Annotated in this window: 22 protein-coding genes; 15 read left to right on the top strand and 7 right to left on the bottom strand. The window is 46.9% G+C overall.

The annotated features are described in order from the left end of the window. The first annotated feature begins 104 nt into the window (after positions 1-104). The 7 genes from OIR97_RS10305 to hflX all read left to right on the top strand — a co-directional run bounded on the left by OIR97_RS10305 (position 105) and on the right by hflX (position 9,307). On the top strand, positions 105-2,330 hold the full coding sequence (locus OIR97_RS10305) for a sensor histidine kinase NtrY-like (protein ID WP_169545547.1): 2,226 nt from the start codon (positions 105-107) through the stop codon (positions 2,328-2,330). Positions 2,331-2,332: 2 nt separating this feature from the next. Further along, complete coding sequence (ntrX, locus tag OIR97_RS10300) at positions 2,333-3,739, top strand: nitrogen assimilation response regulator NtrX (protein WP_169545546.1); 1,407 nt, start codon at positions 2,333-2,335, stop codon at positions 3,737-3,739. A 28-nt stretch (positions 3,740-3,767) separates the two neighbouring features. Then, positions 3,768-5,144, top strand: coding sequence for a Trk system potassium transporter TrkA (gene trkA, locus OIR97_RS10295; protein ID WP_169545545.1), 1,377 nt, complete (start codon positions 3,768-3,770; stop codon positions 5,142-5,144). A gap of 3 nt (positions 5,145-5,147) precedes the next feature. Further along, entirely contained in the window at positions 5,148-6,635 is a 1,488-nt protein-coding gene (locus OIR97_RS10290; RefSeq protein ID WP_169545544.1) for a TrkH family potassium uptake protein, read from the top strand. A gap of 13 nt (positions 6,636-6,648) precedes the next feature. Then, positions 6,649-7,500, top strand: a complete 852-nt coding sequence (gene dat, locus OIR97_RS10285; RefSeq protein ID WP_169545543.1) for a D-amino-acid transaminase — start codon at positions 6,649-6,651, stop codon at positions 7,498-7,500. A 209-nt stretch (positions 7,501-7,709) separates the two neighbouring features. Continuing rightward, entirely contained in the window at positions 7,710-7,949 is a 240-nt protein-coding gene (gene hfq / locus OIR97_RS10280; RefSeq protein WP_169545542.1) for an RNA chaperone Hfq, read from the top strand. A 44-nt stretch (positions 7,950-7,993) separates the two neighbouring features. After that, a complete protein-coding gene (hflX, locus tag OIR97_RS10275; RefSeq protein WP_169545541.1) occupies positions 7,994-9,307 on the top strand; it encodes a GTPase HflX in 1,314 nt (437 codons plus the stop codon). Between the two features lie 15 nt (positions 9,308-9,322). Here hflX and OIR97_RS10270 read toward each other — a convergent pair whose 3' ends face one another. Together OIR97_RS10270 and mazG are read right to left on the bottom strand one after the other, a co-directional pair. Then, complete coding sequence (locus tag OIR97_RS10270) at positions 9,323-10,852, bottom strand: sensor histidine kinase (protein ID WP_169545540.1); 1,530 nt, start codon at positions 10,850-10,852, stop codon at positions 9,323-9,325. A gap of 54 nt (positions 10,853-10,906) precedes the next feature. Next, positions 10,907-11,734: a nucleoside triphosphate pyrophosphohydrolase gene (gene mazG / locus OIR97_RS10265; RefSeq protein ID WP_169545539.1), complete on the bottom strand. Its 828-nt coding sequence runs from the start codon at positions 11,732-11,734 to the stop codon at positions 10,907-10,909. Positions 11,735-12,196: 462 nt separating this feature from the next. Between mazG and OIR97_RS10260 the strand changes: the two genes are divergently transcribed. Together OIR97_RS10260 and OIR97_RS10255 are read left to right on the top strand one after the other, a co-directional pair. Then, positions 12,197-12,805, top strand: a complete 609-nt coding sequence (locus OIR97_RS10260) for a regulatory protein RecX (RefSeq protein ID WP_169545538.1) — start codon at positions 12,197-12,199, stop codon at positions 12,803-12,805. Positions 12,806-13,771: 966 nt separating this feature from the next. Next, positions 13,772-14,710 (top strand): alpha/beta fold hydrolase, encoded by a 939-nt coding sequence (locus OIR97_RS10255; protein WP_169545876.1) that lies wholly within the window; start codon positions 13,772-13,774, stop codon positions 14,708-14,710. Positions 14,711-15,154: 444 nt separating this feature from the next. Here the strand turns inward: OIR97_RS10255 and OIR97_RS10250 are convergent, their stop codons facing one another. Then, positions 15,155-16,234, bottom strand: a complete 1,080-nt coding sequence (locus OIR97_RS10250; protein WP_169545537.1) for an NADH:flavin oxidoreductase — start codon at positions 16,232-16,234, stop codon at positions 15,155-15,157. Between the two features lie 216 nt (positions 16,235-16,450). Here OIR97_RS10250 and OIR97_RS10245 point away from each other — a divergent pair, with 216 nt between their 5' ends. The 5 genes from OIR97_RS10245 to OIR97_RS10225 all read left to right on the top strand — a co-directional run bounded on the left by OIR97_RS10245 (position 16,451) and on the right by OIR97_RS10225 (position 20,947). Beyond that, positions 16,451-17,380: a bifunctional helix-turn-helix transcriptional regulator/GNAT family N-acetyltransferase gene (locus tag OIR97_RS10245; RefSeq protein WP_169545536.1), complete on the top strand. Its 930-nt coding sequence runs from the start codon at positions 16,451-16,453 to the stop codon at positions 17,378-17,380. Beyond that, a complete protein-coding gene (locus OIR97_RS10240) occupies positions 17,377-18,258 on the top strand; it encodes a DMT family transporter (protein ID WP_169545535.1) in 882 nt (293 codons plus the stop codon). The genes OIR97_RS10245 and OIR97_RS10240 overlap by 4 nt, the downstream gene beginning before the upstream one ends. A gap of 119 nt (positions 18,259-18,377) precedes the next feature. Continuing rightward, entirely contained in the window at positions 18,378-19,253 is an 876-nt protein-coding gene (locus OIR97_RS10235) for an alpha/beta fold hydrolase (RefSeq protein ID WP_169545534.1), read from the top strand. A gap of 68 nt (positions 19,254-19,321) precedes the next feature. After that, positions 19,322-19,747 (top strand): VOC family protein, encoded by a 426-nt coding sequence (locus OIR97_RS10230; RefSeq protein ID WP_169545533.1) that lies wholly within the window; start codon positions 19,322-19,324, stop codon positions 19,745-19,747. Positions 19,748-19,942: 195 nt separating this feature from the next. Beyond that, positions 19,943-20,947: an alpha/beta hydrolase gene (locus OIR97_RS10225; RefSeq protein WP_219821721.1), complete on the top strand. Its 1,005-nt coding sequence runs from the start codon at positions 19,943-19,945 to the stop codon at positions 20,945-20,947. An 82-nt stretch (positions 20,948-21,029) separates the two neighbouring features. Here OIR97_RS10225 and OIR97_RS10220 read toward each other — a convergent pair whose 3' ends face one another. After that, positions 21,030-22,007, bottom strand: a complete 978-nt coding sequence (locus OIR97_RS10220; protein WP_169545532.1) for an NAD(P)H-dependent flavin oxidoreductase — start codon at positions 22,005-22,007, stop codon at positions 21,030-21,032. Positions 22,008-22,130: 123 nt separating this feature from the next. Here OIR97_RS10220 and OIR97_RS10215 point away from each other — a divergent pair, with 123 nt between their 5' ends. Further along, positions 22,131-22,628, top strand: coding sequence for a winged helix-turn-helix transcriptional regulator (locus OIR97_RS10215; RefSeq protein ID WP_169545531.1), 498 nt, complete (start codon positions 22,131-22,133; stop codon positions 22,626-22,628). A gap of 2 nt (positions 22,629-22,630) precedes the next feature. On the opposite strand, the gene OIR97_RS10210 is transcribed toward OIR97_RS10215, so the two are convergent. From OIR97_RS10210 to OIR97_RS10200, 3 genes are read right to left on the bottom strand one after another with little or no spacing between them, the layout of a single operon-like run. Beyond that, positions 22,631-23,104 carry a GNAT family N-acetyltransferase gene (locus OIR97_RS10210; protein WP_169545530.1) on the bottom strand — a complete coding sequence of 158 codons (474 nt, stop codon included), beginning with the start codon at positions 23,102-23,104 and terminating at the stop codon, positions 22,631-22,633. After that, positions 23,101-23,859 carry an MBL fold metallo-hydrolase gene (locus OIR97_RS10205; RefSeq protein ID WP_181017917.1) on the bottom strand — a complete coding sequence of 253 codons (759 nt, stop codon included), beginning with the start codon at positions 23,857-23,859 and terminating at the stop codon, positions 23,101-23,103. Before OIR97_RS10205 ends, OIR97_RS10210 begins: the two co-directional genes overlap by 4 nt. Beyond that, entirely contained in the window at positions 23,859-24,644 is a 786-nt protein-coding gene (locus OIR97_RS10200; protein WP_169545528.1) for a TatD family hydrolase, read from the bottom strand. The genes OIR97_RS10205 and OIR97_RS10200 overlap by 1 nt, the downstream gene beginning before the upstream one ends. Between the last annotated feature and the right edge of the window lie 4 nt (positions 24,645-24,648).

The raw sequence follows: 24,648 nt of genomic DNA, 5'->3' as shown, positions 1-24,648 counted from the left end.
GCAACAGGGTGGCGAAGATCCTTAATTTTCGCCTGAACTATTCGGTGGGGACTGATTATTAAACGATCTGCAAACGTGTCAGATCACTGTTTCGGGGGGAACAAGTGACACAGACACAGCAAGTTGCATCCAAACCACGCTTTTCTTTTACGCGGTGGTCACGGAAGATTGGACTTGGTCCAAAAACGTCTTTTGTTGTGGCATTACTTGCCATTGCGAGTGGGATTGCGACCTATGGGTCACTCGCCGGTGACGATGTTTACATCACCCGCGTTCTGGTGCTGGTCGATCTGGTGATCCTGATGTTGCTGACCGCGATCGTCAGTCACCGAATTATTCGAATGTGGCGAAAAAACCGCATTGGCAAGGCTGGCAGCAACATGCATCGCAGGGTGGTGAAGCTGTTTGCGTTGATTGCTGTTGCCCCCGCCATCATGGTTGCGATGTTTTCGGCCCTGTTTTTCAATATTTATTTTCAAAAACACTTTTCTGAACCGGTCAATATCGCCGTTTCTGAATCTTTAGCCGTCGCTGAAGCCTATATCAAGGAACATATCCAGACAATTCGCGCTGACGTATTAAGTATGGCGGCCAGTATTAACAGGGTTCCTATCGCGGCATTGAATGACCGCGAACGCTTTAATGTTTTCCTGACCGATCAGGTTTTCGCCCGTAATTTGAGTGAAGCTGTTGTGTTTGATGGGACAAAGCGGGTGATTGCCCAATCGGATTTAAGTTTTGTTGCCGACTTTGAGCAAATTCCTGCTGAAATGTTGGAAGAGGCTGCGGTTAATGATGTTGTCATTTCAACCAGTGATACGGATGACCGGGTTCGGGCGCTTGTTAGGCTGGACCGGCTTTTCGATGGGTATCTGTATGTCGCGCGTTATATTGAGCCCCGCGTGCTGGAGCATATGGAACGCACCAGAGAGGCCTCCAAAGACTATAAACGGCTTCAGGACGAAGGATTCGGTATTCAGCTCCAATTCGCAGCAATTTTTATCATTATCTCGATGATGGTGGTGCTGGCTGCAGTTTGGTTCGGTTTGGCGATTGCATCCCGCCTGGTGGGGCCCATCGAAGGATTGGTCAACGCAGCAGAGCGGGTCAGTACCGGAGATCTGGATACAAAAGTTGACGAGAATGCCGCTTATGATGAAATGGCCATTCTAGCAAAATCGTTTAACAACATGACGCGCGAGCTTTCGAGCCAGCATCTGGAACTTGAAAAAACAAATACACAGCTTGATGAACGCCGACGTTTTACTGAAACTGTTCTGTCTGGCGTCTCCGCGGGTGTGATCGGACTGGATGTGAGTGGTAATATTACGCTTCCCAATCGGACCGCGGGTAAGCTGATCGAGATCGAGACCAGTGACATGATTGGCCGTCCACTAAAAGATGTCGTGCCTCAGTTTGCGGATCTTCTGGATGAAGTCCGGGAAAAACCATTTCGGATTGCCCAAGCGCAAATCAATCTTCAAACCACGTCTGTTCACCGGCATCTGCTGGTGCGGATTGCCGCGGAAATTTCGGAAATGGGGGTTCAGGGTTTTGTTGTCACGATGGACGAGATTACAGAGCTTGTGTCGGCCCAACGAATGGCGGCTTGGGGTGATATTGCCCGCCGAATTGCCCATGAAATTAAAAATCCGCTGACCCCGATCCAATTATCTGCGGAACGGATAAAAAGGAAGTATGGCAAGCAGATCGAAACGGACATTGAAACTTTCCATAAGTGCACGGACACAATTATCCGGCAGGTTGGTGACATCGGACAAATGGTCGATGAGTTTTCCTCTTTTGCACGTATGCCAGCGCCCAGTTTCAGGCCGGAAAAATTGAATATTATTCTGGAAGAAGCGGTTTTCCTTCAGAAGGTCGCGCATCCCGAGATCGATTATGTGATCAACGGAGAATTATCTGAATCTCTATGTCAGCTGGATACGCCGCAAATTACACGGGTGTTTACCAATATCCTTCAGAATGCGGCCGATAGTATCGAAGGGCGCGACGGTGATCCTGCTACTTTGGAACGCGGGCATATCGGGATCAGCATGATTGAAAATGATACTCAGCTTGTGGTGGAAATCACAGACAACGGCCGCGGATTACCCAATGAAAACAGGGCTAGGCTGACAGAGCCATATGTCACTCATCGGGAAAAGGGAACGGGTCTGGGCTTGGCAATTGTCAATAAAATAATGGAAGAACATGGCGGATCTCTTGCTTTAATGGATGCCGATGACGGTCCCGGCGCGAAAGTTCAGATCATGTTTTTTAAAATAGAAATCGAAGAAACAAAAATGCTTAAAACAGGGAATAGCTAGTCATGTCTGCTGATATCCTAATTATCGATGATGAAGCTGATATTCGAGACCTTATTGCCGGGGTTCTTGAGGATGAGGGGTTTGAAACGCGGGAAGCGGCCAACAGTGACGAATGTATGGCAGAAATTGCGAACAGGCGCCCCAGTCTGGTTATTCTTGACATTTGGTTGCGCGGAAGCAAGCTGGACGGCATTGAGATCCTTCAGGAAATAAAGAAAGTCGCAGTCGAGTTGCCGGTGATCATGATTTCGGGACATGGCAATATTGAAACAGCCGTTAACACCATTAAAATGGGTGCGTATGATTTCATTGAAAAGCCGTTTAAAGCAGAACGTCTGATGCAAGTCGTAGAGCGGGCTCTGGAAGCCTCGCGCCTTCGACGGGAAGTACAGGAATTAAGACAGAAAGCGGGCGAATTTGTAGACGAATTGATCTGCCGATCTAACGTGATGGTACAATTAGAGCAATCCATTCAACGTGTTGCGCCGACCAATAGTCGGGTGATGATTACCGGGCCGTCCGGATCGGGTAAAGAAGTTGTCGCGCGCATGATCCATACGAATTCGCTGCGCAGCGACAGGCCTTTCGTCGCGATGAATGCGGCCACCATGGCCCCGGAGCTTCTTGAAATTCAATTGTTTGGTGTCGAGGAAGGTCGTATGAATTCAGCGAAAGGCGCGCGTCGCGGATTGCTGGAACAGGCCCATGGCGGCACTATTTTCCTGGATGAAATTGCAGATATGCCACTCGAAACGCAGGGTAAGATCCTGCGTGTCCTTGTCGAGCAATCCTTCCAGCGGGTCGGGGGAAGCGAGAAAGTCAAAGTAGATGTAAGAGTGATCTCATCCTCGAGCCAGGACTTGAAGGAAGCCATGGAAAATGGCCGATTGCGAGAAGATCTTTTCCATCGTTTGAGCGTGGTACCGTTAGCCATCCCGCCATTGAGGGAACGTTTGGAGGATATTGCGCCGCTGGCACGGTATTTTATTGAACGATTTGCCAAAAGTGCAGGGCTCCCTGTCCGTAAGATCGGTGAAGATGCCATCGCTACCCTTCAGGCCTCAAATTGGCCGGGCAACGTTCGCCAGCTTAAAAACGTGATTGAACAGATCATGATTTTGGCGACGGGTGAGAAAAACGCGCCGATCACCGCGGATATGATCCCGGCGGATGCCGGTGCGGCTCAATCGGTGATGAGCGGGCAAAAAGACAGTACTGAAATCATGACACTCCCGCTTAGGGATGCACGCGAGAGATTTGAAAAAGAGTATCTGGAAGCACAGGTCAATCGGTTTGGTGGAAATATTTCCAGAACGGCCTCCTTTGTTGGAATGGAACGCTCTGCATTGCACCGAAAACTTAAATCCCTTGGCATTCACAACAGTGAACGGGTAAAAGAACCAGAGTAGGTTCATACAAGGCGGAGGCCAGACCAGTATGCAGGTTATTGTATGCGGTGCCGGGCAGGTGGGTTCAAATATCGCCCGTCAGCTCGCGCGTGAAGGGAACGATGTTACCCTTGTTGATCAAAATGTTGAATTGGTCCGTAAAATTGGGGATGAATTGGATGTAAGGGCCATGGTTGGACATGCCTCTCACCCAGATATTTTGGAAAATGCAGGGGCGCGGGACGCGGATATGCTGATCGCGGTGACCCATAGTGACGAGGTCAATATGGTCGCCTGTCAGGTCGCGCATTCTCTTTTCGATGTTCCAAAAAAAGTGGCGCGTATTCGTGCGCAACAATATCTGGCTCCTATTTGGTCTGATTTATACAGTCGGGACCACTTACCGATCGATGTTATCATCTCTCCTGAAGTTGAAGTGGCTGAGGCAATTGCCCGCCGCCTGAAAGTCCCCGGCGCATTCGATACGGTTTCCTTTGCCGATGGTTTGGTACAGGTTATTGGCGTTCGCCTGGACGAAAGTTGTCCGATCGTTAATACGCCGCTGCGGCAATTGACCGAACTGTTTCCGGATCTGAATATCGTCGTTGTCGGTATTTATCGAGAAGGCCGGATGACAGTACCGACCTCTGATGATCAGATGTTCCCGGGTGACGAAGTGTATTTCGCGGCCGATGTGACACATGTTGCGCGTGCTATGCCGCTGTTCGGACACGAAGAACAGGAAGCGCGGAATGTTGTTATTGTCGGGGGTGGTAATATCGGGTTGCATCTCGCGCAATCCATCCAGCGGGATATGAAAAATGTGTCTCTTAAACTGATCGAGTCCAATAAAAAGCGGGCCGAATTTATTCAGGATCAGTTGGAAAATACAATTGTTTTGAACGGCGACGCGTTGGACCCGGATATTCTGACAGAAGCAAATGTACGTAAAGCCGAAACGATTGTCGCGCTGACCAATGATGATGAAGTAAATATTCTGTCGTCTCTGCTGGCCAAAGGGCAGGGCAGTGAAACTTCTATCACTTTGATCAATAATCCTGTTTTTACCCGTTTGATGACGTCGCTGGGCGTGGATGTTGTTGTTGATCCGCGAGCTACTACTGTTTCTGAAATACTGCGCCATGTTCGCCGGGGCCGTATTCGGGGCCTGCATTCATTTCAGGATGGCGCTGCGGAAGTGGTGGAAGGGGAGGCTCTTGAAACCTCGAAGCTTGTTGGTAAGGAACTTCGAAATATAAAATTGCCAAAAGGAACCATTATCGGGGCCATTATGAGGGAGAATTCGGTCATTATTCCCCGCGGGAAGACCGTTATCAAACCAAATGACCGTGTGGTGATCTTCGCATTGAGCAATGCCGTTCGCAAAGTAGAAGAAATGTTCTCTGTCAGCCTGGAATTCTTCTGATCCATGTTACTTGCTCCCGTCTTGACAATTTTGGGTTGGTTCCTGTCAATGCTAGCAGTGTTGATGCTGGTTCCCAGTGTCTACGCGGCATCGGATCAGGATATGACTGTCGCGGCCGCTTTTTTTGTCACGGCGATTGGAACCTGTTTTTTGGGGGGCGGCCTGATTTTGGCCAATCGGATGGAAACGCCCAGACTGAACAGCCGGGAAACATATCTCACGGCGTTTTTGATCTGGACCGTTGTGCCCGCCTTTGCCGCGATCCCCTTATATCTCGGCGAAGCGGTTGCCAATCCGTTGGATGCATATTTTGAAGCACTTTCCGGATTTACAACCAATGGCGCTTCGGTAGTTGATAATCTGGATGATCAGCCGCGCGGAATTTTACTATGGCGTTCGTTGATACAATGGGTCGGGGGATTTGCCTTGATTATTCTTGTCTCAACATTGTCATCTGCCTTTAACATGCCGGGGAATACACCGCTCAACCGGGCCATTGCCAGAAGTACCCGCCGGCGTCTCTCAAGGCGAATACGGTTTGGTGTGCTTTCCATTTTGCAGATTTATGCGTTATTGACCGCAATCTGTATTGTTTTTCTGTGGCTGTCAGGGATGGACCCGTTCTACGCCCTATGTTACGGATTTGGAACCTTGTCGACAGGTGGCTTTACGGTCACGGATCATGGGTTGGAGCTGTTTGGTAATCGCTTTACTGAACTTACGCTGATTGTTTTCATGATTATCGGGGCCATTAGTTTCAGTTTGCATTGGGCATTTTTCAACGGCGAGCGGCGCATATATTTTCAAAATCCTGAATATCGATATCTGATCTATTTATTGTTGGTCAGTACCGCCGGGATGGGCATCTTACTGTCATTTGAGACAGATATGCCGATGCTTTTGACTGTTCGCTATGCCGTATTCAATACGGTTTCTGCCCTTACGACGACTGGCTATACATTAGCGCCGATCTCTGAATCTGGTGAATTTTTCTGGCCTGTTGGTGTTGTTTTCCTGATGTTTTTCCTGATGAGCATCGGGGGATCAACTGGGTCGACCACTGGCGGTATAAAGCTGATGCGGGCCATTATGCTGTTTAAGCAGGGGGTGGCCGAAGTCAAACGTCTGAGCTATCCCACGGCAGTGATTACGTTGCAATACGGGAAAAACAAAATCACTCAGGAAAATGTTTTGTCGGCCTGGGGCTTTTTTACACTATATTGCTTTTCAATCGCCTTTATTTCTTTGGCTCTTGCTTTAACAGGCCTTGATTTTCAGGCAGCTTCTGCGCTCGCCGTTGGAAATTTGGCGAATGCCGGCGCTGCAATCACGCCGCTTGTTGCAGGTGCTGATGGAACCGGCGTCGAGTTTACGTCCTACAGTGACTTGCCCTCGGCCTCTAAGGTCCTATTATGCATCGCTATGCTGGTCGGTAGACTGGAATTTTTCACTATCCTTGCTCTTTTTAGTCCGTCACTGTGGCGGCGTTAATTAAGGTGTCGTTATGTCACGAATTGCTTATGTAAATGGTCAATATGTTCCTCACAAAGATGCTTCCGTTCATATTGAGGACAGAGGGTATCAATTTGCCGATGGTGTTTATGAAGTGATTCCGATTATTGCTGGTAAAATGATTGATGCCGACGGTCATTTGGACCGTTTATGGCGGAGCATGAATGAACTTCGGATCGAAGAGCCGATGAAACGCCGGCCGATGGAACTTGTTATGCGGGAAGTTTTGCGCAAAAACGGTGTCGAAACCGGGTTGATTTATATGCAGGTTACGCGGGGTGTCGCGCCGCGGGATCATCCGTTCCCGGCAGATGCCTTCCCATCGCTGGTTATGACCGCAAAGAAAACATCGTTGGAAAAATCGGCGCGCAAGGCGGAAGAAGGCGTGGCCGTTGTTACGGTCCCGGATATTCGTTGGCAACGTTGTGATATTAAGTCGGTGTCACTGCTGCCCAATATTCTGGCCAAGCAGGAAGCGGTCGAGAAGGGGGCGTATGAAGCATTTCAGGTTGACGAGGACGGTATGGTGACAGAAGGCAGCTCAACCAATGCCTGGATTGTTGATCAGGATGGTACCTTGATCACGCGGCCGACCAACAATTCGATATTGGCCGGCATTACGCGGGCGGCTTTGTTGGATCTTCTTGAGAAGAACAAAATCAAGTTTGAGCTGCGGTCATTCTCCAAAGAAGAATTACTGAACGCACGGGAGGTCTTTCTTACCAGCAGTTCGTCGTATGTTCAGCCTGTTATAAAAGTGGATGATGTGGTGATCGGCAATGGGAATCCAGGGAGTATCGCTACAAATCTACGCACAGTTTTTAAAGAATATATGGAAAATTAGTCTTTTATAGAGTTACGATATAAATTGTTATTATGTCGCTAAAAATACTTTATTATTCTTTTGGGGTTAAAAGACTTGTGTTTTCCAGTTTTAGTCCTTATCTGAGGGGATCTTTTTTGCCCTTCAATAAAAGGGCTAATTTAAAAAGTTGATAGTCAGCTTAAAGTGTAAAAAAAGAATTTTAGAATAATCAGGAAAGAGACTGCAAAATGGCCTCTGAAAAATCGCTAAACGTACAGGACGTGTTCCTTAATTTGTGTCGCAAAAATAACGTTGCTGTCACCATTTTCTTAGTCAACGGTGTAAAGCTGCAAGGTACCATTAGTGCGTTTGACAATTTTTGTGTAACGTTGCGCCGTGACAAGCACGAACAGCTTGTTTACAAACATGCAATTTCTACTGTCATGCCTGCATCACCGGTGCAGTTATATGATCCATCTGCTCAATAAGCACTGGTCTTATCAGGACAGGTAGAGAGTTAGAACAGGAAAATATGGATTACGAAACAGAGCGCACTTCGCCGCGCTCAGGAGATCGGTCGCTGGTTCTGCATCCCTTTTTGCGAAAAGGGGAAAAGAATCAAATCAGGGACCCTGAAGGATGCTTGGCTGAAGCAGTTTCACTGACAGCCGCCATCAATCTGGACGTAATCCATTCAGAAGTCGTTTCGTTGGCGGCTCCTAAACCGGGAACTCTTTTCGGTGAAGGCAAGCTTGAAGAATATGCCGATTTTGTAAAGCATAACGACATCGATGTTGTTATCATAGATCGGTCTGTTTCCCCAGTTCAGCAAAGAAATCTGGAACGTCGGTTACATGCAAAAGTGATCGACCGCACCGGCCTTATTCTGGAAATTTTTGGCGATCGCGCGCAGACCAAAGAAGGTGTCTTGCAGGTTGAACTTGCGCATCTATCGTATCAGCGTACGCGTTTGGTGCGGTCGTGGACCCATTTGGAGAGACAGCGCGGTGGTGCTGGTTTTCTTGGCGGGCCGGGCGAGTCCCAGTTGGAAATTGACAGACGCCTGATTGACGAGCGGATCGTAAAAATCAAAAAACAACTGGAAACGGTTGTCAGAACCCGCGAACTACACCGTTCAAAACGGAAAAAGGTACCTTATCCGATTGTCGCCCTTGTGGGATATACAAATGCGGGTAAGTCGACTTTGTTTAACAGATTGACGCAATCTGATGTTTTTGCCAAAGATCTGTTGTTCGCGACATTGGATCCGACATTACGCAAAATTGATCTACCGGGCGGACAAACCGTTATTCTGTCTGATACGGTCGGGTTTATTTCTGACTTGCCCACTGAGCTCGTAGCGGCATTTCGCGCGACTTTGGAAGAGGTTTTGGAAGCCGATCTGGTGGTTCATGTCCGCGATATCACGCATCCGGATACAGAAGCCCAGAAAAAAGACGTTTTCGACGTCCTGAAACGGTTGGGCGTTAATACAGACGACAAGAAGCATTATCTGGAAGTCCTGAATAAAGTGGATCTTCTGGACGAAGACGCGATGACCCTTCTTCAAAATGAAGTTGACCGCAAGGACGATAAAATACTGATGTCGGCTGTGTCTGGTATGGGGGTTGACGTCTTTAATGCGGCCATTGAACGAAAGCTCACGCATAATCAAAAATTGTTGAGTGTACGGGTTCCAAGTGACGATGGCGCCTCGCTTTCCTGGATCTATCGACACGGAACAGTGGTTGAACGGATGGAAGAGGAAGAAGCAACCGTATTAAATGTAAAGTTTTCACCAGAAAATCTGGGAAGACTGGAAAAAATGAATGTGGAAATCCTTTAGTGCTGATCGCTGCTTTTAGGCAATGACGCGTGAGGCAGGTAACGTTGCGGTTGCGACTGTCCCTTTTCCAACCTGACTACTCATGTGAATTGATCCGTTATGCAGCTTCATCAGCTGGGATGAGATATACAGCCCCAGGCCAACACCTTTTCCCGATGCCAGCGTGGATGCCTGTTCCGTTTGCATAAAGGCATCGAAAACCCGCTTCAATTCGCTTTCTTCAATCCCAATGCCATTATCGTGAATTTCAAAAACCACATCTCCATTTTCTTTCTTGTGAATAATAAGGGAAATCTGCCCGCCTTTAGGGGTATATTTCGTCGCATTGGTCATTAAGTTGATGATGACTTGCGTAAGACGGTGTTCATCTGCGCAAATGACCGTATCGGCATTTCGGCATTCGATGACCAGTCGCTGGCCTTTTTTGGAAGCTTCCAGTGAGAAAACCCGTTCGCAATAATCTGTAATTTTTGATACGGGAAAGGTCGTTTCAAAAAGGTTGAGGTTTCCACTATCGATGGTAGAGGCATCCAGTAATTCATTAATCTGGTTCAATAGCCGCCGGCCGCTGTCATTTATATCAGAAAGAGCGGAAGCCTGCCGTTCATTGATGCTGCCATAAACTCGGGCTGACAACATTTCTGAAAAACCAATGATTGCGTTCAAAGGGGTTCGTAATTCGTGGCTCATCGTAGCGAGGAAGTCTGTTTTTGCCTGATTTGCGGCCTCGGCTTCTGCTTGAGCAATGGATAATTTCTCAGTGCGTTCGGCAACCCGCTGTTCGAGGGTCATATTCAAATTTTTCAGATCCTGTTCAGCCTGAACCCGTTTTGTTACATCTTCTTCGGCGACGACATAAACCTGTTCACCAGAAACCGGATCCCGTCCGTTTTCAACGGTTATACGGTGCCATCTGGGGGCTTCTTGGGTCAGCACTTCAACTTCTTTAACAAATACTGAGTGTTGCTTCAGGCTTTCATTCAGGTCATTGAATAAATCTATATCAGGATATCGATCCGAAAAAGCGACCATTTCGTCTGTTGAAAAGCCATAAGCCTTTACAGCCGCAGGATTTTGAACCAGTAGATGTCCGTCAAGACTATAGGTGCTAACGAGAAGAGGGGTGTTTCTGGCGGCCTCCAATATTCGTTTCGCGCGCGGGTCCAGTTCATCTTTCAAAAACGGGGTTGCTTCAATCAGGACTGCGCGTTTGTTTTCATCCACCAAAATGGCACGAAAATTAACAATCACCATTTTTGGAATATCTTTTGGGTATAACGTCCAGTTTTCTTCAACGGTTTCGCCTTTGGCGCATCTTTCGAAGACATCATTCAGGCGGTCTTTTACAACGGGTGTATCTTCTGTCAGATCGATACTGACAAAAGCATCAACGCCATCGGTTTCCCAAAATTCCAAAGCGGCATTGTTCGCCCACCAAAAGGCATTTTCGTCAATTTTATAAACCCAGACTAGCGTGGAAAGAAGGTTATAAGACGACAATTCCTGATGAGACTTGAAATGAGGTAGCGGGGCGTGATCGGCCAAAATATTGCCTTTCAAGCAACAAAAAGAGGAACTACAGACAGCGCTAATAGACTGTTACAATGTTTCTTTCTCTGTTTTTTTTGCTTCATTCCAATAATAGTCCATTTCTTCGAGGCTACTGGTTTCAGGCGATTTATTGTTCTCGTGCAACCTTTGCTCAATATAATGAAAGCGTCTGGTAAATTTTCTATTAGTCTGCGCAAGAATAGTTTCGGGTTCAACGCCAATATGGCGTCCCAGATTGGCGACGACGAACAGGAAGTCTCCATATTCTTCGGCAATACGGTCCGGATCGTTATTCGCGGCGATTTCTGCCCTCAATTCTTCAAGTTCTTCTTTGATTTTATCGAAAACCGGTGCTGTATCGGGCCAGTCGAACCCAACCCGGGCTGCTCTGTTTTGTAGTTTGATCGCACGGGTGAGGGCAGGAAGGGTATGTGCGACATTATCTAATACAGAAAGGGGTCGCCCTTTTTTCTCAGCGGCACGTTGCCTTTCTTCCGCTTTCATTTCTTCCCACGCGATGGTTTGTGCCTCTGCATCTGCGATGGATTTTACCCCGAATACATGAGGGTGCCGGGCAATCATTTTATCGGCAATGGCCTGGACAACGTCGTTAAAATCAAAATGCCCCTCTTCTTTTGCCATTTGAGTATAGAACACCACCTGAAACATTAAATCGCCCAGCTCCGATTTCAACTCATCCATGTCGCCATCGGCAATTGCTTCAGCAACTTCATAAGCTTCTTCGATGGTGTAGGGGGCAATTGTCTTGAAAGATTGTTCAATGTCCCAGGGGCAACCGGTTTTCGGATCCCGGAGTTTTTCCATAATTTCCAGAAGCTGCTCGATTGGGGATGTTTTTTCTTTAGACACAGACATATGCTTTCGGATCAAAATTGGTCAATGATGTTGTGGTGCAGTGTAATCGCCTATCCGTGTCTTCGTAAAGGACCAGACATGTACTATCAGCGTGAAATGCAAAAATAGTGCGGATGTTTGTCTTTTTACTAAAGCAGAATAAAGACTGCGGACAGTATAAATCACTATTCACACGGCGAGATGGGTAGAGTTATAAAAAACAGGTCAAATTATTCTGGCATGTGTGCCTCAATCCAATCCCGAATTTTCAGGCGTCGGAGTATCCTGCTGCCGTAATCCGTACTGGTAAGGCAGATTTAAAACTTGGATTACAGGCCTTCGGCTTTCCTTATATGTCAAGCCATGGACATTCTCAGTCCAAAGATGGCTGCGGCCTGGAAGCAGTTTCGACGAAATTCCAGGAATAAGCTACTTCGTTAATTTTTGGCTGGAAATTATTGTTTTTATACATAATCTTACACTATGACTGATGAGCTGGATGACGATTTTCAACATAATAAGAAGAAGGTTAAAAAGGAAAAACCGCCTAAGGAAATTTCACCTGCGCTCATTCGGCAACAAGCCCTGCGTTATCTGGATCGTTTTGCCGCAACAACCATGAAATTGCGGCGCCATTTAATGAACAAATCAAGCAAAGCAATTGAATTTCATCAAACGGAGCCAGAGGCGGTTCTGGAGATAATTGATGCTGAAATTTCCAAACTTGTCGACGCTGGGATTTTAAATGACACGGAATATGCGGCAAGTAAGGCGCGGTCCATGGGACGGCAGGGTAAATCCTCATTACAGATCAGTGTAAAATTACAAAGTCTGGGATTTAAAGACAATGAAGCGGATCGCGCATTGGACCAGTTGAGGGAGGAAGAAGGCTATACAGAACGTAAAGCGGCAGCAAAATATATAAAAAAACGCCGCTTTGGGCCTTATAAACCCGACGGTGAATCTAAGGAACGATTGCAAAAGGAACTGCAGACGCTGGTGCGGAATGGTTTTGACTACAGTTTGTCCAAATCATTACTGACCATGGAGCGTTGCGAAGAGATTGAAGAAATTATCTTCGCCTCTGAATGAACAAGGTAAACAACGTCAGCAAGGTTTCAATTAATACAGCTGTTTAGCCATACGGTTACCCAGAGGGTCGGTCCATAATGACAAACTCAAGGCGCTTTGTTTTATTGCCGGTTAGAATGTCGACGGTAATGGTAGGCTGTAAAAATTGAGAAAAGGGGGCATGTATCTCACGTTATTCTTAATAGTTTGAGGTTCGGATATGACAGATCGTCGCGATAAATTTCCTGAAAGGGCGTTTTCAGCTACTTGACGTTTTAGTTAGGGAAATTGTCACCTGAGTATTCGCAGTGCTGGACACCGAATGAGAATATCCACCGAACAATATGATGGGTCCGCTAAATTGGACGAGGGTTTGGCCAGAACGAAAAACCAGGAGGAGAGCGGCGTTCGAATATAAATAAACTACTCAGATCGTTGGTAATCATTTTTGCGTATAATTTATATTATGGAAAATATTGAAGTTATTTCCGGGACTTTATGGGCAGTATGCATATCAAACACTATTCCATCAGGATCAATCGTCACAGCTCTACTTTTAGTTTCCCTTATCATGATTTACCTGTTTCTGATACGGCGGATGGAAACCCTCTTATTCTCAACATGAAGAAATGAGAAAAATACTGTGCATTGATTTTCTTCAATAAAAAATTGGCTTAAGCACTGTTTGCCTTTCAGACTTTTACTGATTGACCAGTATCAATTGAGACCTATCTAAATTTCAATAGTGCAAACTACGGCGTCCTATCACGACAGATCACAGAGCAGCCTGCTCTGACAGTCGTTGGGTTTAATGAATGTGACCATGGACACCTTTACATCCATTTTAACAAAACGTTCGAGATTGAGTTTGATTTCCCTACCGTCACCGCATATGTGCTGCGTCGGGCTGCATAATTTTCCTCTGTAATGTCTCGGCCAATCATTGGTCTGAGATAGATATAAGAGGTTCTGAAAAGGAACAAAATGATGGGTAATTCTTCCCCAACTATTGAACCGAACGAGACGTTTGACAATACTTGGCCGTTTCACGCTCGGTACACGGACACTCCCGGTTTTCGAATGCATTATATTGATGAAGGCGAAGGTTCTGAAACCTTGCTTTTACTGCATGGAGAGCCCACATGGAGCTATCTTTTCCGCCATCAAATTCCGATATGGGCGCAAAATAATCGCGTTATTGCCGTTGATCACATGGGATTTGGCAAGAGTGGTACGCCTAAAGACCGAACCTATTGGCTTCAGGATCATATTGATAATCTGGAGCGTTTTGTCCTTGCGCAGGATTTGCAGAATATCACACTTGTAATGCATGACTTTGGCGGCCCTGTAGGTATGGGGTTAGCCATTCGTCATCCAGAAAAAATTAAAAATATTGTGTCGGTGAATGGGCCAACGCCTGCCGGTCAGCCGGATTTTTTGACAAGGATTGGTGCCAATGTTGCTGAATCGCCGTGGTTCCAATGGATAATTAAAGCCAATGAAGACGGCACGCTTGAACAGGTGCTCGGACAGCTTGATTATAATATTCTCTCAACGCTCAAGCTCAATGGCTTTGAACAAAATGACATCATCACCGATAGCTGGTTACAGGCTTATCGTGCACCCTTTTCAACGCCTGAAGAGGCTTTAGGCGCTATTGGCTGGGCAAAGGGGTTTGCAACGGGAGCCCATGTTTTTGAAGAACCCGATCTGGCCACCAAAAAAACATTAGCAAAGAAACCGGCATTAGCGATCTGGGGTGAGGCTGACCGGACCCTGCATGCTAAGCATTTACTGCCGCTGTTTGATCAAGTTTTCCCGGACGGGCGCGTAGAGCGTTTACCTGGTGTCGGGCATTACAGCCCGGAGGATGCTCCTCAGGTAATAGCACAGCTCGTTTCTGAATTTTTAAAGAAAGATTCCTGAATCTTTAACCTTCAACTTTCTTTAAAAAAGTGGAAAACCAAGGACTATGGAATTTGCCTTTCTGTTTTTACCGGGACTGGCACTGGCTGATATAAGTGATCTTGTACTTTATCATGACCGACCGTTAGACCCCCTCTCGATGACCTGAATAAACCACACCATGGGATTACGCTCAGACTTGACCGTAATCCCATGGAAAGGGTTCATCAAAGCGATTGATCTTCTTAACAGATCGCAATTATTAGCGCAGGTGACTTGCGCTGAAAGGCCGCCGAGCCAAAGGCCAACTCTTTATACATAGCAGTAAAAGATAGGCAGCCCGAAAAGTGGTAATTTCAAATAAGACAAATACTTGACGGACTGTATTTAAGATACCGGATGAAGATCACGGTAATCCTTCATCGAATGGTTTTCGCTGATATATACGGATCGATTGGTCGATGGTTATTTGCTGACGAACCCATCCCATGTGGCCATATATTTTACGAACGTTTCGCTCAGACCCTGTTCTGCAAGATATGCTTCGCTCACTGGTAGCTTGGCACTTTCAAAATCAGCGTTGTTCTGGATTTGCGCAACGAAATCGTGATGTAAGATACCTGCCCGGCCTGCCATCACAAAATCTGCCCCCATCTTATAGGCCAGATCAACATCGGCAGCAGACATGATTTTACCAGCAACCGTCAATTTTACTGACTTGCGGTCCAGCTCAGCAAAATACGACATGAGTTTTTTGCCCTTGAAAGCCTCTTCTTCTGGTTCTTTTTTGAAATCCCACAATGAGACATCCAGAAAATCGATCTTTTCTTCGTCGAAAAGACGTTTAGCCGTGTAAAGTGCGTCTTCCAGTCGCATTCCGAACCGTTCAGGCGACAAACGGACGCTAACGTTAAAATCAGGCCGACATTTTTCACGGATACCATCGACAATTTCAAATATGATCCGAGCACGGTTTTCAGGTGAACCGCCATATTCATCTGTTCGTTGATTAAGAGTGGCACTTAAAAACTGGCACAATAAGTATCCATGAGCCCCATGGACTTCAACACCGTCAAAGCCCGCTTTTTCAGCACGAAGAGCCGCCTGAATGTAATTTTCTATGACTGATTTCACTTCATCCGTGGATAAACCACGCGCATTAAACTTGGCTTGGTCACTCGCGGATACAGGCTGAGTGCCGGTATGCTCTTCTGCGGCCCGCATACCACCATGAATAAGCTGTACAATCGCAAGAGACCCATTTTCTTTCAGGCCCTTAGCGAACTTGGTTAACCCAGGAAGCATGTCGTCATTATGGATACCAAGCTGTCCGGGAAAGCCTTTTCCCGACATTTCAGTAAAGGCCCCGCAGGTCATGGTCAATCCAAAACCAGCGTTTGCCCGCATGGTCAGCCATTTATATTCTTCATCGGAAAGCCGCCCATCATCATGACTTTGCATATTCGTGATTGGGGCCATTGCCAGTCTGTTTTCGATATGGCTGCCATGATTGAAGTTAAGCGATGTGAATAGGTCTTTGTTCATTTTCGAACCTTTAATCTTTGAATATTGTCTTTGCGCTTTTCTCAACTTAAGGAGCGCCCTTCTATTTCGCAACGTTGTTTATTGATCCAGTGAAGACGGTCACATAATTCGAAAAATCGATTTTGAGCAGGATGTTCAAGAAAGCGGGTTCACTATTTGGACAAACTATTATATGACTAGTATCATCTAATTGACAAATCCAGTGACAATAAGCAAATGCAAAACCAATCCTTTCTTGAAAAAGTCGCGGCTGTTCGCTCATTCTCCCGCTTTTATACGCGTAAAGCCGGTATTCTGAATGAAATGCTACTGGACAGCAATTTCGGGTTAACAGAAGCCCGTGTTCTGTACGAAATTCATGAGCGACGGCAAACAACTGCAAAAGAGTTGGCCCATGAACTGGATCTGGATCCGGCGTATGTCAGTAGATTACTGACAAAATTCGGAAAACAAGGCATTATTGCGCGAAAAACAGACCTTGCGGATAGAAGGCGGCAAATTGTTGTTCTTACTGAAAAAGGCGACCGTGAGGCAGAACAACTGGACCAACAATCAAGCGCCTTGTTCAGTGTAATGATCAACAATCTGAATGAGGATCAACAAAATACGCTTTTGCGGGCCATGGGGTCCATTCAATCTCTTCTTGAAAAGTCGGATTTGCCTGCGCCTCCCCTCGTCTTGCGAAACCATCAACCGGGGGATATGGGCTGGATCATCAACGCTCATGGGCGTTTATATGCAGAAGAATACGGGTGGGATAACAGTTTTGAAGCTTTGGTCGCCCAAATCGCGTCCGATTTTCTAACGCATTTTAAACCGGATCGAGAGGTCTGTTGGATTGCTGAACTTGACGGAAAGGCTGTTGGTTCGGCCCTGATTGTTGAAGAAAATGCGGATACCGCCAAACTCCGTCTGGTGATAGTTGACCCGGAAGCTAGAGGTCATGGTATTGGAGAAAGACTGGTCGAAGAATGTATGAATTCAGCGAAAAAATACGGGTATCGGCATATGTCGCTTTGGACAAATGCGAACCTGCTTGCCGCGATTAACATTTATAAAAAACTTGGATTTACATTAGTAAAAGAAGAGCCGCATCATAGCTTCGGTAAAGATCTGATTGGTCAGAACTGGAGCCGGCCGTTATGAAGGGCTTGCCGATTGTTGCGGCCATTTTGACGGGCCTTCAGGTGGGCGCAGCATTGGTTGCATCCAGCTATGTGATTGACCAAACCACGCCGGCAACACTGGCTGCCCTTCGCTATTTCGTAGCATTTCTATTTTTGTTTCCTGTTATGTTGCTCTTTTCCCGGCGGGCATTCGACGTAATTGATATCGTCCCGATATCGGCATTGGGTGTCGTGCAGTTTGGTTTTCTGGTTGCCCTCCTGAATTACGCCGTTCAATTTCTTCCCGCCGCGCAGGTTGCACTGATATTTTCAACCTTTCCCTTACAGACATTGATCCTCTCTGTGCTGTGGGGACGTGAGACACTCACGCTATTAAAAGCGATGGGCGTACTCCTGACAATTCTCGGTGTCGGGATTTCCGTCATTGATAAACTGACATTAAATATTCCGCAGGAAACGGAGTATTTCGCGATACTTGCGGCCTTTTTTGCAGCATTCTCCGGCGCTCTCTGCAGTGTTCTTTATGCCCCTTTTCTGCGGAAATACCCGGCCCAAAATGTAAGTGTTCTCGCAATGTTTGCATCGGTACTGGTGCTAGGCGGATATGCTGTTATAGTGGACGGACTGCCCTCAATTACGGGCATAAATACAATGGGTTGGTGGGTTATCCTGTTTATTGGCTTTAGCAGTGCTGCGGGTTATTTTCTTTGGTTATGGGCGCTGAAATATCTTTCCCCCACAAGGGTGACAATTTTCCTGTCACTCGGGCCGATTAGCAGCGCGGTCTTCGGATATTTGCTGTTAAGCGAAGCGATCACCTTTTACCTTCTTGGCGGCATTCTTTTTGTGATTGCCGGGCTTATATGCGGTTTTTACCAACGACAAAGCGTTGGTTGAAAACCCTCCCGAATTCGTCGGATAAACTGAACTGTATTTCCCGGTTTTTAAAGTCATTGTTTCTTCGGTGTTTCGTGCCTAAACTACGGCTGGCCTATCAATAATAAGAACGAAAAAACGTGACTTATAAAAATAAATTTCTTCCCCTAGAGGATTTCTCGCTATCCTACTATGAATGGGGCGATCCGCAAAACCAGACCCTTCTTTTTATACACGCAACCGGTATGCATGGGCTGGTTTGGGAAGCGGTAATTCAACAGCTTCAATCTGACTATCATATTATTGCAGTTGACCAGCGCGGGCATGGGCGCAGTCAGTCGGACCAATATTTGCTGGATTGGTCGCTGATGGGAAACGATGCCATTAATTTGATTGAAAAACTGGATCTGAATGACATTATCGGTGTGGGACACTCCATGGGCGGGCATGTAATGCTTCAGGCCGCCCTGGCGCTACAGCAACGGTTCAAACGCCTTGTCTTGATCGATCCGGTTGTCTTTCCATTAGAACGCTATGACACGCTTTCCGACTTTGAGAAAGGACATCCGAAAGACAATCCGATTGCCCGCCGCAAAAACGATTTTTCAGACTGGCGCGATATGTATGACATTTTTCGGGCCCGTGCCCCCTACTCTGACTGGCAGCCTGAAATTCTGAAAAATTACTGTCGCCATGGCGTTGTTCCAGCGAAAGATAACCCGTTAAGGGCCAGTCTTGCCTGCGCACCGGATATCGAGGCCTCTGTTTATATGGGCCATTGCAGTGTCAATCTGCACAATGTGATGTCTCAATTGAAATGCCCTGTGTTGGTTTTGCGGGCTCGTGGCAGGCGTCCAGATGCTCCCCATAAAATCGATTTTTCTGCGTCCCCCACAGATGAAAAGCTGGCACATGCCTTTGAAAATGGCCGGGATGTCTGGCTTCAACATTTAAGTCACTTTATTCCGATGGAAGATCCGGCATTAACGGCGGAATATATCGAAGGTCGGCGCTAGGATCCGTCTTGCGGGCAAACCGTTTCGTTTATATCCTTGTTGAGCCCTTTTGACGGAAAGGAAGTAAGATGACCGTAGATATTGGTTTTACACATGTTGCCCTTGCGGTTACGAATGTGGATAAAAGCATCGGGTTTTACAAAAAATACGCTCAAATGGAACCCGTGCACCAAAGAGCCGATCCGGAATCAGGGATGCGTGTTGTCTGGCTTTCTGATAAAACGCGTCCTTTTGTTCTTGTCTTAATCGAAGAAGAGACCGCAGATCCCATTCTCAAGCCCATTGCGCATTTAGGGGTTGGATGCCCGTCCGAGGCGGATGTAGACGCGTTCTGCGACTTGGCCAGAAACGAAGGAATTCTTAAAATGGGGCCAACACGGTCGGGCCCGCCAGTTGGTTATTGGGCCATTATCAGTGACCCTGACGGGCATTCCCTGGAGTTGGCCTATGGGCAGGAAATTGGCTTGATTACGCAGCAGGAAAAAGAGGGATAACCAAAGTGGACTTGCCCGGCGTGCAAAAAGCGCTCTTGAAGGTTGAAGATAACCAGGATCGGTCAAGCACCTGCAATGGAAGGACAGCAGAAAAGAAGACGGTTTGATTAATGCTGAATAAGAAGTTTTCCTTTCATCCAGACCGGAATTATGGTCTAGATCTACGCCCTGTTTTTCTCTCCCTAGAAGGCCCCGATGGTTTTAGACTTATTACAAACTCCAATAATCCGCCGGTTTCTAGGCGCTATTCTCCTTTTTCCTGTTATTTATTTCAGTATCGCTGGTGCTCTGATTATTTCACAGTGGCCCAAAGAGCTGAATACAGGAGGCAAAGGGTTAGACTTTTCTAAAATTACCAGCAAATCAGCCATAAACCCGCCCGTGCCTGACATCCTTCCGATGCGGGATGGTTACGCGTTGCCAGTACGGGTATATGGCCGGGAAAATCAAGGGACCCTTGTTGTCCTGATCCATGGATCAGGTTGGCATGGGCTTCAATATCACGCTCTGGCAACTGAGTTATCCAAACGGGCAGTTGTTGCTGTGCCTGATTTGCGTGGCCATGGGGCGGCGCCTGAAAAACGGGGTGACGTTGATCATATCGGGCAATTTGAAGAAGACATGGCAGATCTGATTGACCATATGCGATCAGATAATCAGCAGGTTGTCGTTGCCGGGCATTCTTCGGGAGGAGGTTTGGTCGTTAGGATGGTTGGCGGGCCCTATAAAGACCGCATCGATAAAGCCATTTTGCTGGCCCCTTTTTTGAAGTATGACGCCCCGACGATGCGGCCAAATTCAGGTGGCTGGGCCTTTGCCTTGACCCGGCGACTAATCGGGTTAAGCATGCTCAATCAGGTTGGGATTAAAGGGCTCAATGACTTAACGGTTATTCAGTTTGCAATACCAAACAGCGTTCTGAACGGTCCTCTTGGCCATACGGCAACCCCGTCGTATTCCTATCGCCTGAATGCAAGCTATGCCCCGCGAAATGACTATCTGGCTGATATAAAGCAACTTCCCCCCTTCCTATTGTTGGTCGGAAAAGAAGACGAAGCCTTTGTCGCAGACGCTTTTCAGCCCTTACTCAGCAGCGTTTCGGATAAGGGCAGCTATCATCTGATTGAAGGGGTTGGACATTTGGATATTGTCAATAACAGCCGTGCCCACGAGCTGATAAAGCAGTTTATTCAACAATAAAAATAACACATTGTTATTAAATATTTTTTTATCGAAGCGCGTCTGTCAAATATCGTGTCAGACGCGCTTCTATTCATGGGATTCAAGCGGATAGTATGCCGTTCAGCCTTTGTTGGATAATAGCTTCAGCATCCGCCATAATCGTATCAACAAGTTCCTGGCAGGTTGGTATGTCATGGATAAGGCCCGCGACCATGCCACAACTCCAGGCACCGGCATCCATGTCCCCTTCTTGCATGACTTTAGGATAGACCCCACCCACAAGCTCTTTAATATCGTCAATACCAAGGCTTGCGCCTTTTTCTCGTTCAATTTCAACGATTTTCTCGACGGCTGGGTTGGCCAGAACCCGTTCTGTGTTCCGTAGCGGGCGCATGATCAGGCGCGTGTCCAGTTCAGTTGCCTGAACCAATGCGTCTTTGACATTCTGATGTACCGGCGCATCTTTTGTTGCAATGAAACGGGTTCCCATATTAATGCCGTCCGCGCCCAAAGCCAGGGCCGCAACCAGTTGCTTACCATTTCCCATACCGCCAGAGGCAACGAAAGGGATGGAAAGTTCCTCCGCTGCCCGCGGAAGCAGGATCATATTCGGAATGTCATCCTCGCCAGGATGGCCGCCACATTCAAAGCCGTCAACACTGACTGCATCACAGCCAATTTTCTCTGCTTTTAACGAATGGCGAACAGACGTGCATTTATGAATAACCTTGATGCCGGCTTCTTTCAACGCAGGCATATAGGCTTCAGGGCTTCTGCCCGCCGTTTCGACGATTTTGACGCCGCCTTTTACAATTGCTTCAATATATTCAGGATAAGGCGGGGCAGCAAAACCGGGCAGGAAGGTCAGATTTACGCCAAACGGTTTGTCGGTCATATCGTGGCAGCGGGCGATTTCGTTGGCCAGATCAGTTGGCGTTTTCTGGGTCAGCCCTGTAATAATGCCAAGTCCCCCTGCATTTGAAACAGCTGCTGCCATTTCCGCAAAACCGACAAAGTGCATACCACCCTGAATAATAGGATGTTGGATACCAAATAATTCTGTGATTTTTGTTTTCATTTTCAGCTCCATTTAGCTACTATTATTGTAGTTATTGAACGCAATAATGGGGCGGCAATTAAAATTTGTCACCCGTATAAATGCATCATCCGGTATTTCAGCCAAAGGGTGGAGGAATTTTCATTGAGCAAAAAGGATTTTAAAGATCTGAATTGCAGTATTGCACAGACACTGGACCAGATCGGAGAACACTGGACCTTTATGATCCTGCGCAATGCCTTTATGGGAATTCGTCGGTTCGAAGACTTTCAGCAGCAACTGTCTATTTCACCAACGGTTTTAAGTCAGCGGCTTAAGAAACTAACGGAAAACGATATTCTTGAAAAACGGAAAAGCAAAACAGATGGCCGTTCTGTGGAATATAAACTCACTGAAAAAGGGTTGGATATCTATCCAATTTTGATCGCGCTGATGGATTGGGGCGAGAAATATGCGCCCTCCTCTTGTGGGGAGCGCTTGCTGCTCGTTGACCGCCAGGATGGAAAGCCGATCGGCCCGGTGAGCGTGCTTGCCCATGACGGACGTCCTTTAACGGCACGTGATGTGCAGGTTCGTCCAGGCAATGGAGCTGACGAACCGATGATCGATCTGGTCCATCACCGAAGATCTTTTTCTCAATAAAATCAGTTCTTTGAAAGATCCAGCTTCATACCGACATGAGAGGCTTCAAAACCAAGGTTTTCATAAAACCGATGCGCATCCTTACGGGTTAAATCCGTTGTTAGTTGCACTAGCTCACAATTTGTCGTTTTTGCATGTTCGATCGCAAACTCTATCATTTTTCGCCCAAGACCTGATGATCTGATCGATTTATCAATCCGCACCGCTTCAATCTGCAGGCGGCTCATTCCTTTTCTGGAAAGACCGGCAATCTTTGTCAGTTGCATGCACCCTTTAATCTTTCCTTTACTTTCAACAACATACTGTTCGTTGCCCATTTGCTGCTGCATCTGTGAGAAGGCGTTCATATAGAAATCTGGCAATGGGTTTTCAGCCTGTTCCCGAATTGCGCCCAACTGATCGTCCGCCAAAAGATAGACAATTTGCAGGATGTCTTCTTCAGTGGCCTGACGGATTATAAAGTCAATGTCGGTCAAGTTATTATCTCCATTCCATCATAGGCAGGCTCAACCCCTGCCGGGAGTTCTTTGAGGAGTGTCTGATAATCGAGATCAACATGCATGTTTGTCAAAATTGCCCGGCGCGGCTTCAGGCGCTCAATCCATTTCAATGCGGTTTCCAGATTAACGTGGGTGGGATGGGGAGTGTAGCGCATGGCATCAACAATCCAGGTATCCACACCTTTGAGAATATCAAAGCCATTATCATCCAGATTGACCAGATCGTTTGAATAGCCGATATTCCCCATTCGGAATCCAAGGCTGATGACACTGCCATGGTCCTGATCGAACGGAATAAAGTTGATATTGCCAATATCAAAAGGGCCATCAATGAAATGTTCTTCAAGGATTGCGGGATATGGGCTACCATCCAGTTGCTGGAAACAATAGTCAAAACGGCGCATCAACACGTCAAGAGTAACCTTGTTCCCCCACACCTTCACGCGCTCCCGATTGCGGATGGCCAGGACACGCAGTTCATCGATGCCGTGGCATTGATCCGCATGTTCATGGGTCCAAACGACCCCATCCAGTTTACCCACATCCGCATCCAGTAACTGATTTCTCATATCCGGTGAAGTATCAATCAGAACCTTTGTTCCCTCGTTCTCCACCAGAATACTGCACCGACTACGCCTGTTTTTCGGCTCGTTCGGATCACAAGCACCCCAGTCGTTCCCTATCCGAGGAACGCCGCCTGACGTTCCGCATCCTAAAATTCTTACTTTCATCAATCTTCTCGTTGAATTTTATTAAACAAAGCAAAGAAATTCTGCGTAGTAATGTCCGCGATTTCAGTCTGACTTACTTCTTTTAACTCGGCAACCTTGGCCGCGGTATGGGCGACGAACGAGGGTTCGTTTGTTTTTCCCCGGTTGGGAATGGGCGCAAGATAAGGGCTATCAGTTTCGACCAGCAATTTGTCCAGCGGAATTTTCCGAACATGGTCTCTTAAATCCTCAGCGGCTTTAAATGTGACAATTCCAGATATAGAAATAAGAAACCCAATTTCCATTGATTTTTCAGCAACTTCCCAGCCAGAGCTAAAGCAATGTATAACGCCCGTAAAAGGGCCTTTCGCATATTCTTCATGTAGAATATCGATGGTGTCCTGATCCGCGTTTCGCGTATGAACGATTAACGGCAGGCCGGTTTCCCGGGCGGCTTCGATATGAATTCTGAAAGACTGTCTTTGAATGTCGCGGGGGGAATGCTCATAAAAGTAATCAAGGCCGGTTTCACCGATGGCTACAACTTTTGGATGGCTGGCAAGATCCACCAGCTTTTGAACAGTGATATCACTCCCCTCTTCTTCCGCTTCATGAGGATGGATCCCGACGGAACAATGAATATTGTCATGGGCTTCTGCAATAGCGCGGACCCCATCAAACTGGCGCAGTTTAGTGCCAATTGTCAGCATATGGCCGACATTTGCCAATTCGGCGCGTCTTAATACATCATCCATTTGTGATGATAACTGCTCAAAATCGAGATGGCAGTGACTATCAACAAGCATAATT

It is taken from the genome of Sneathiella aquimaris, assembly GCF_026409565.1.
GTDB lineage: Bacteria > Pseudomonadota > Alphaproteobacteria > Sneathiellales > Sneathiellaceae > Sneathiella > Sneathiella aquimaris.
This window is presented reverse-complemented; position numbering and strand designations above follow the sequence as displayed.

What these genes read in the sequence shown, in the direction of transcription:
- OIR97_RS10200 (WP_169545528.1), bottom strand. Translation starts at nt 24,644, where the DNA reads ATGCTTGTTGATAGTCACTGCCATCTCGATTTTGAGCAGTTATCATCA.
- OIR97_RS10220 (WP_169545532.1), bottom strand. Translation starts at nt 22,007, where the DNA reads ATGAAAACAAAAATCACAGAATTATTTGGTATCCAACATCCTATTATT.
- OIR97_RS10290 (WP_169545544.1), top strand. Translation starts at nt 5,148, where the DNA reads ATGTTACTTGCTCCCGTCTTGACAATTTTGGGTTGGTTCCTGTCAATG.
- OIR97_RS10245 (WP_169545536.1), top strand. Translation starts at nt 16,451, where the DNA reads ATGCAAAACCAATCCTTTCTTGAAAAAGTCGCGGCTGTTCGCTCATTC.
- trkA (WP_169545545.1), top strand. Translation starts at nt 3,768, where the DNA reads ATGCAGGTTATTGTATGCGGTGCCGGGCAGGTGGGTTCAAATATCGCC.
- hfq (WP_169545542.1), top strand. Translation starts at nt 7,710, where the DNA reads ATGGCCTCTGAAAAATCGCTAAACGTACAGGACGTGTTCCTTAATTTG.
- OIR97_RS10260 (WP_169545538.1), top strand. Translation starts at nt 12,197, where the DNA reads ATGACTGATGAGCTGGATGACGATTTTCAACATAATAAGAAGAAGGTT.
- OIR97_RS10230 (WP_169545533.1), top strand. Translation starts at nt 19,322, where the DNA reads ATGACCGTAGATATTGGTTTTACACATGTTGCCCTTGCGGTTACGAAT.
- OIR97_RS10250 (WP_169545537.1), bottom strand. Translation starts at nt 16,234, where the DNA reads ATGAACAAAGACCTATTCACATCGCTTAACTTCAATCATGGCAGCCAT.
- OIR97_RS10240 (WP_169545535.1), top strand. Translation starts at nt 17,377, where the DNA reads ATGAAGGGCTTGCCGATTGTTGCGGCCATTTTGACGGGCCTTCAGGTG.
- OIR97_RS10255 (WP_169545876.1), top strand. Translation starts at nt 13,772, where the DNA reads ATGGGTAATTCTTCCCCAACTATTGAACCGAACGAGACGTTTGACAAT.
- ntrX (WP_169545546.1), top strand. Translation starts at nt 2,333, where the DNA reads ATGTCTGCTGATATCCTAATTATCGATGATGAAGCTGATATTCGAGAC.
- OIR97_RS10205 (WP_181017917.1), bottom strand. Translation starts at nt 23,859, where the DNA reads ATGAAAGTAAGAATTTTAGGATGCGGAACGTCAGGCGGCGTTCCTCGG.
- dat (WP_169545543.1), top strand. Translation starts at nt 6,649, where the DNA reads ATGTCACGAATTGCTTATGTAAATGGTCAATATGTTCCTCACAAAGAT.
- mazG (WP_169545539.1), bottom strand. Translation starts at nt 11,734, where the DNA reads ATGTCTGTGTCTAAAGAAAAAACATCCCCAATCGAGCAGCTTCTGGAA.
- hflX (WP_169545541.1), top strand. Translation starts at nt 7,994, where the DNA reads ATGGATTACGAAACAGAGCGCACTTCGCCGCGCTCAGGAGATCGGTCG.
- OIR97_RS10225 (WP_219821721.1), top strand. Translation starts at nt 19,943, where the DNA reads ATGGTTTTAGACTTATTACAAACTCCAATAATCCGCCGGTTTCTAGGC.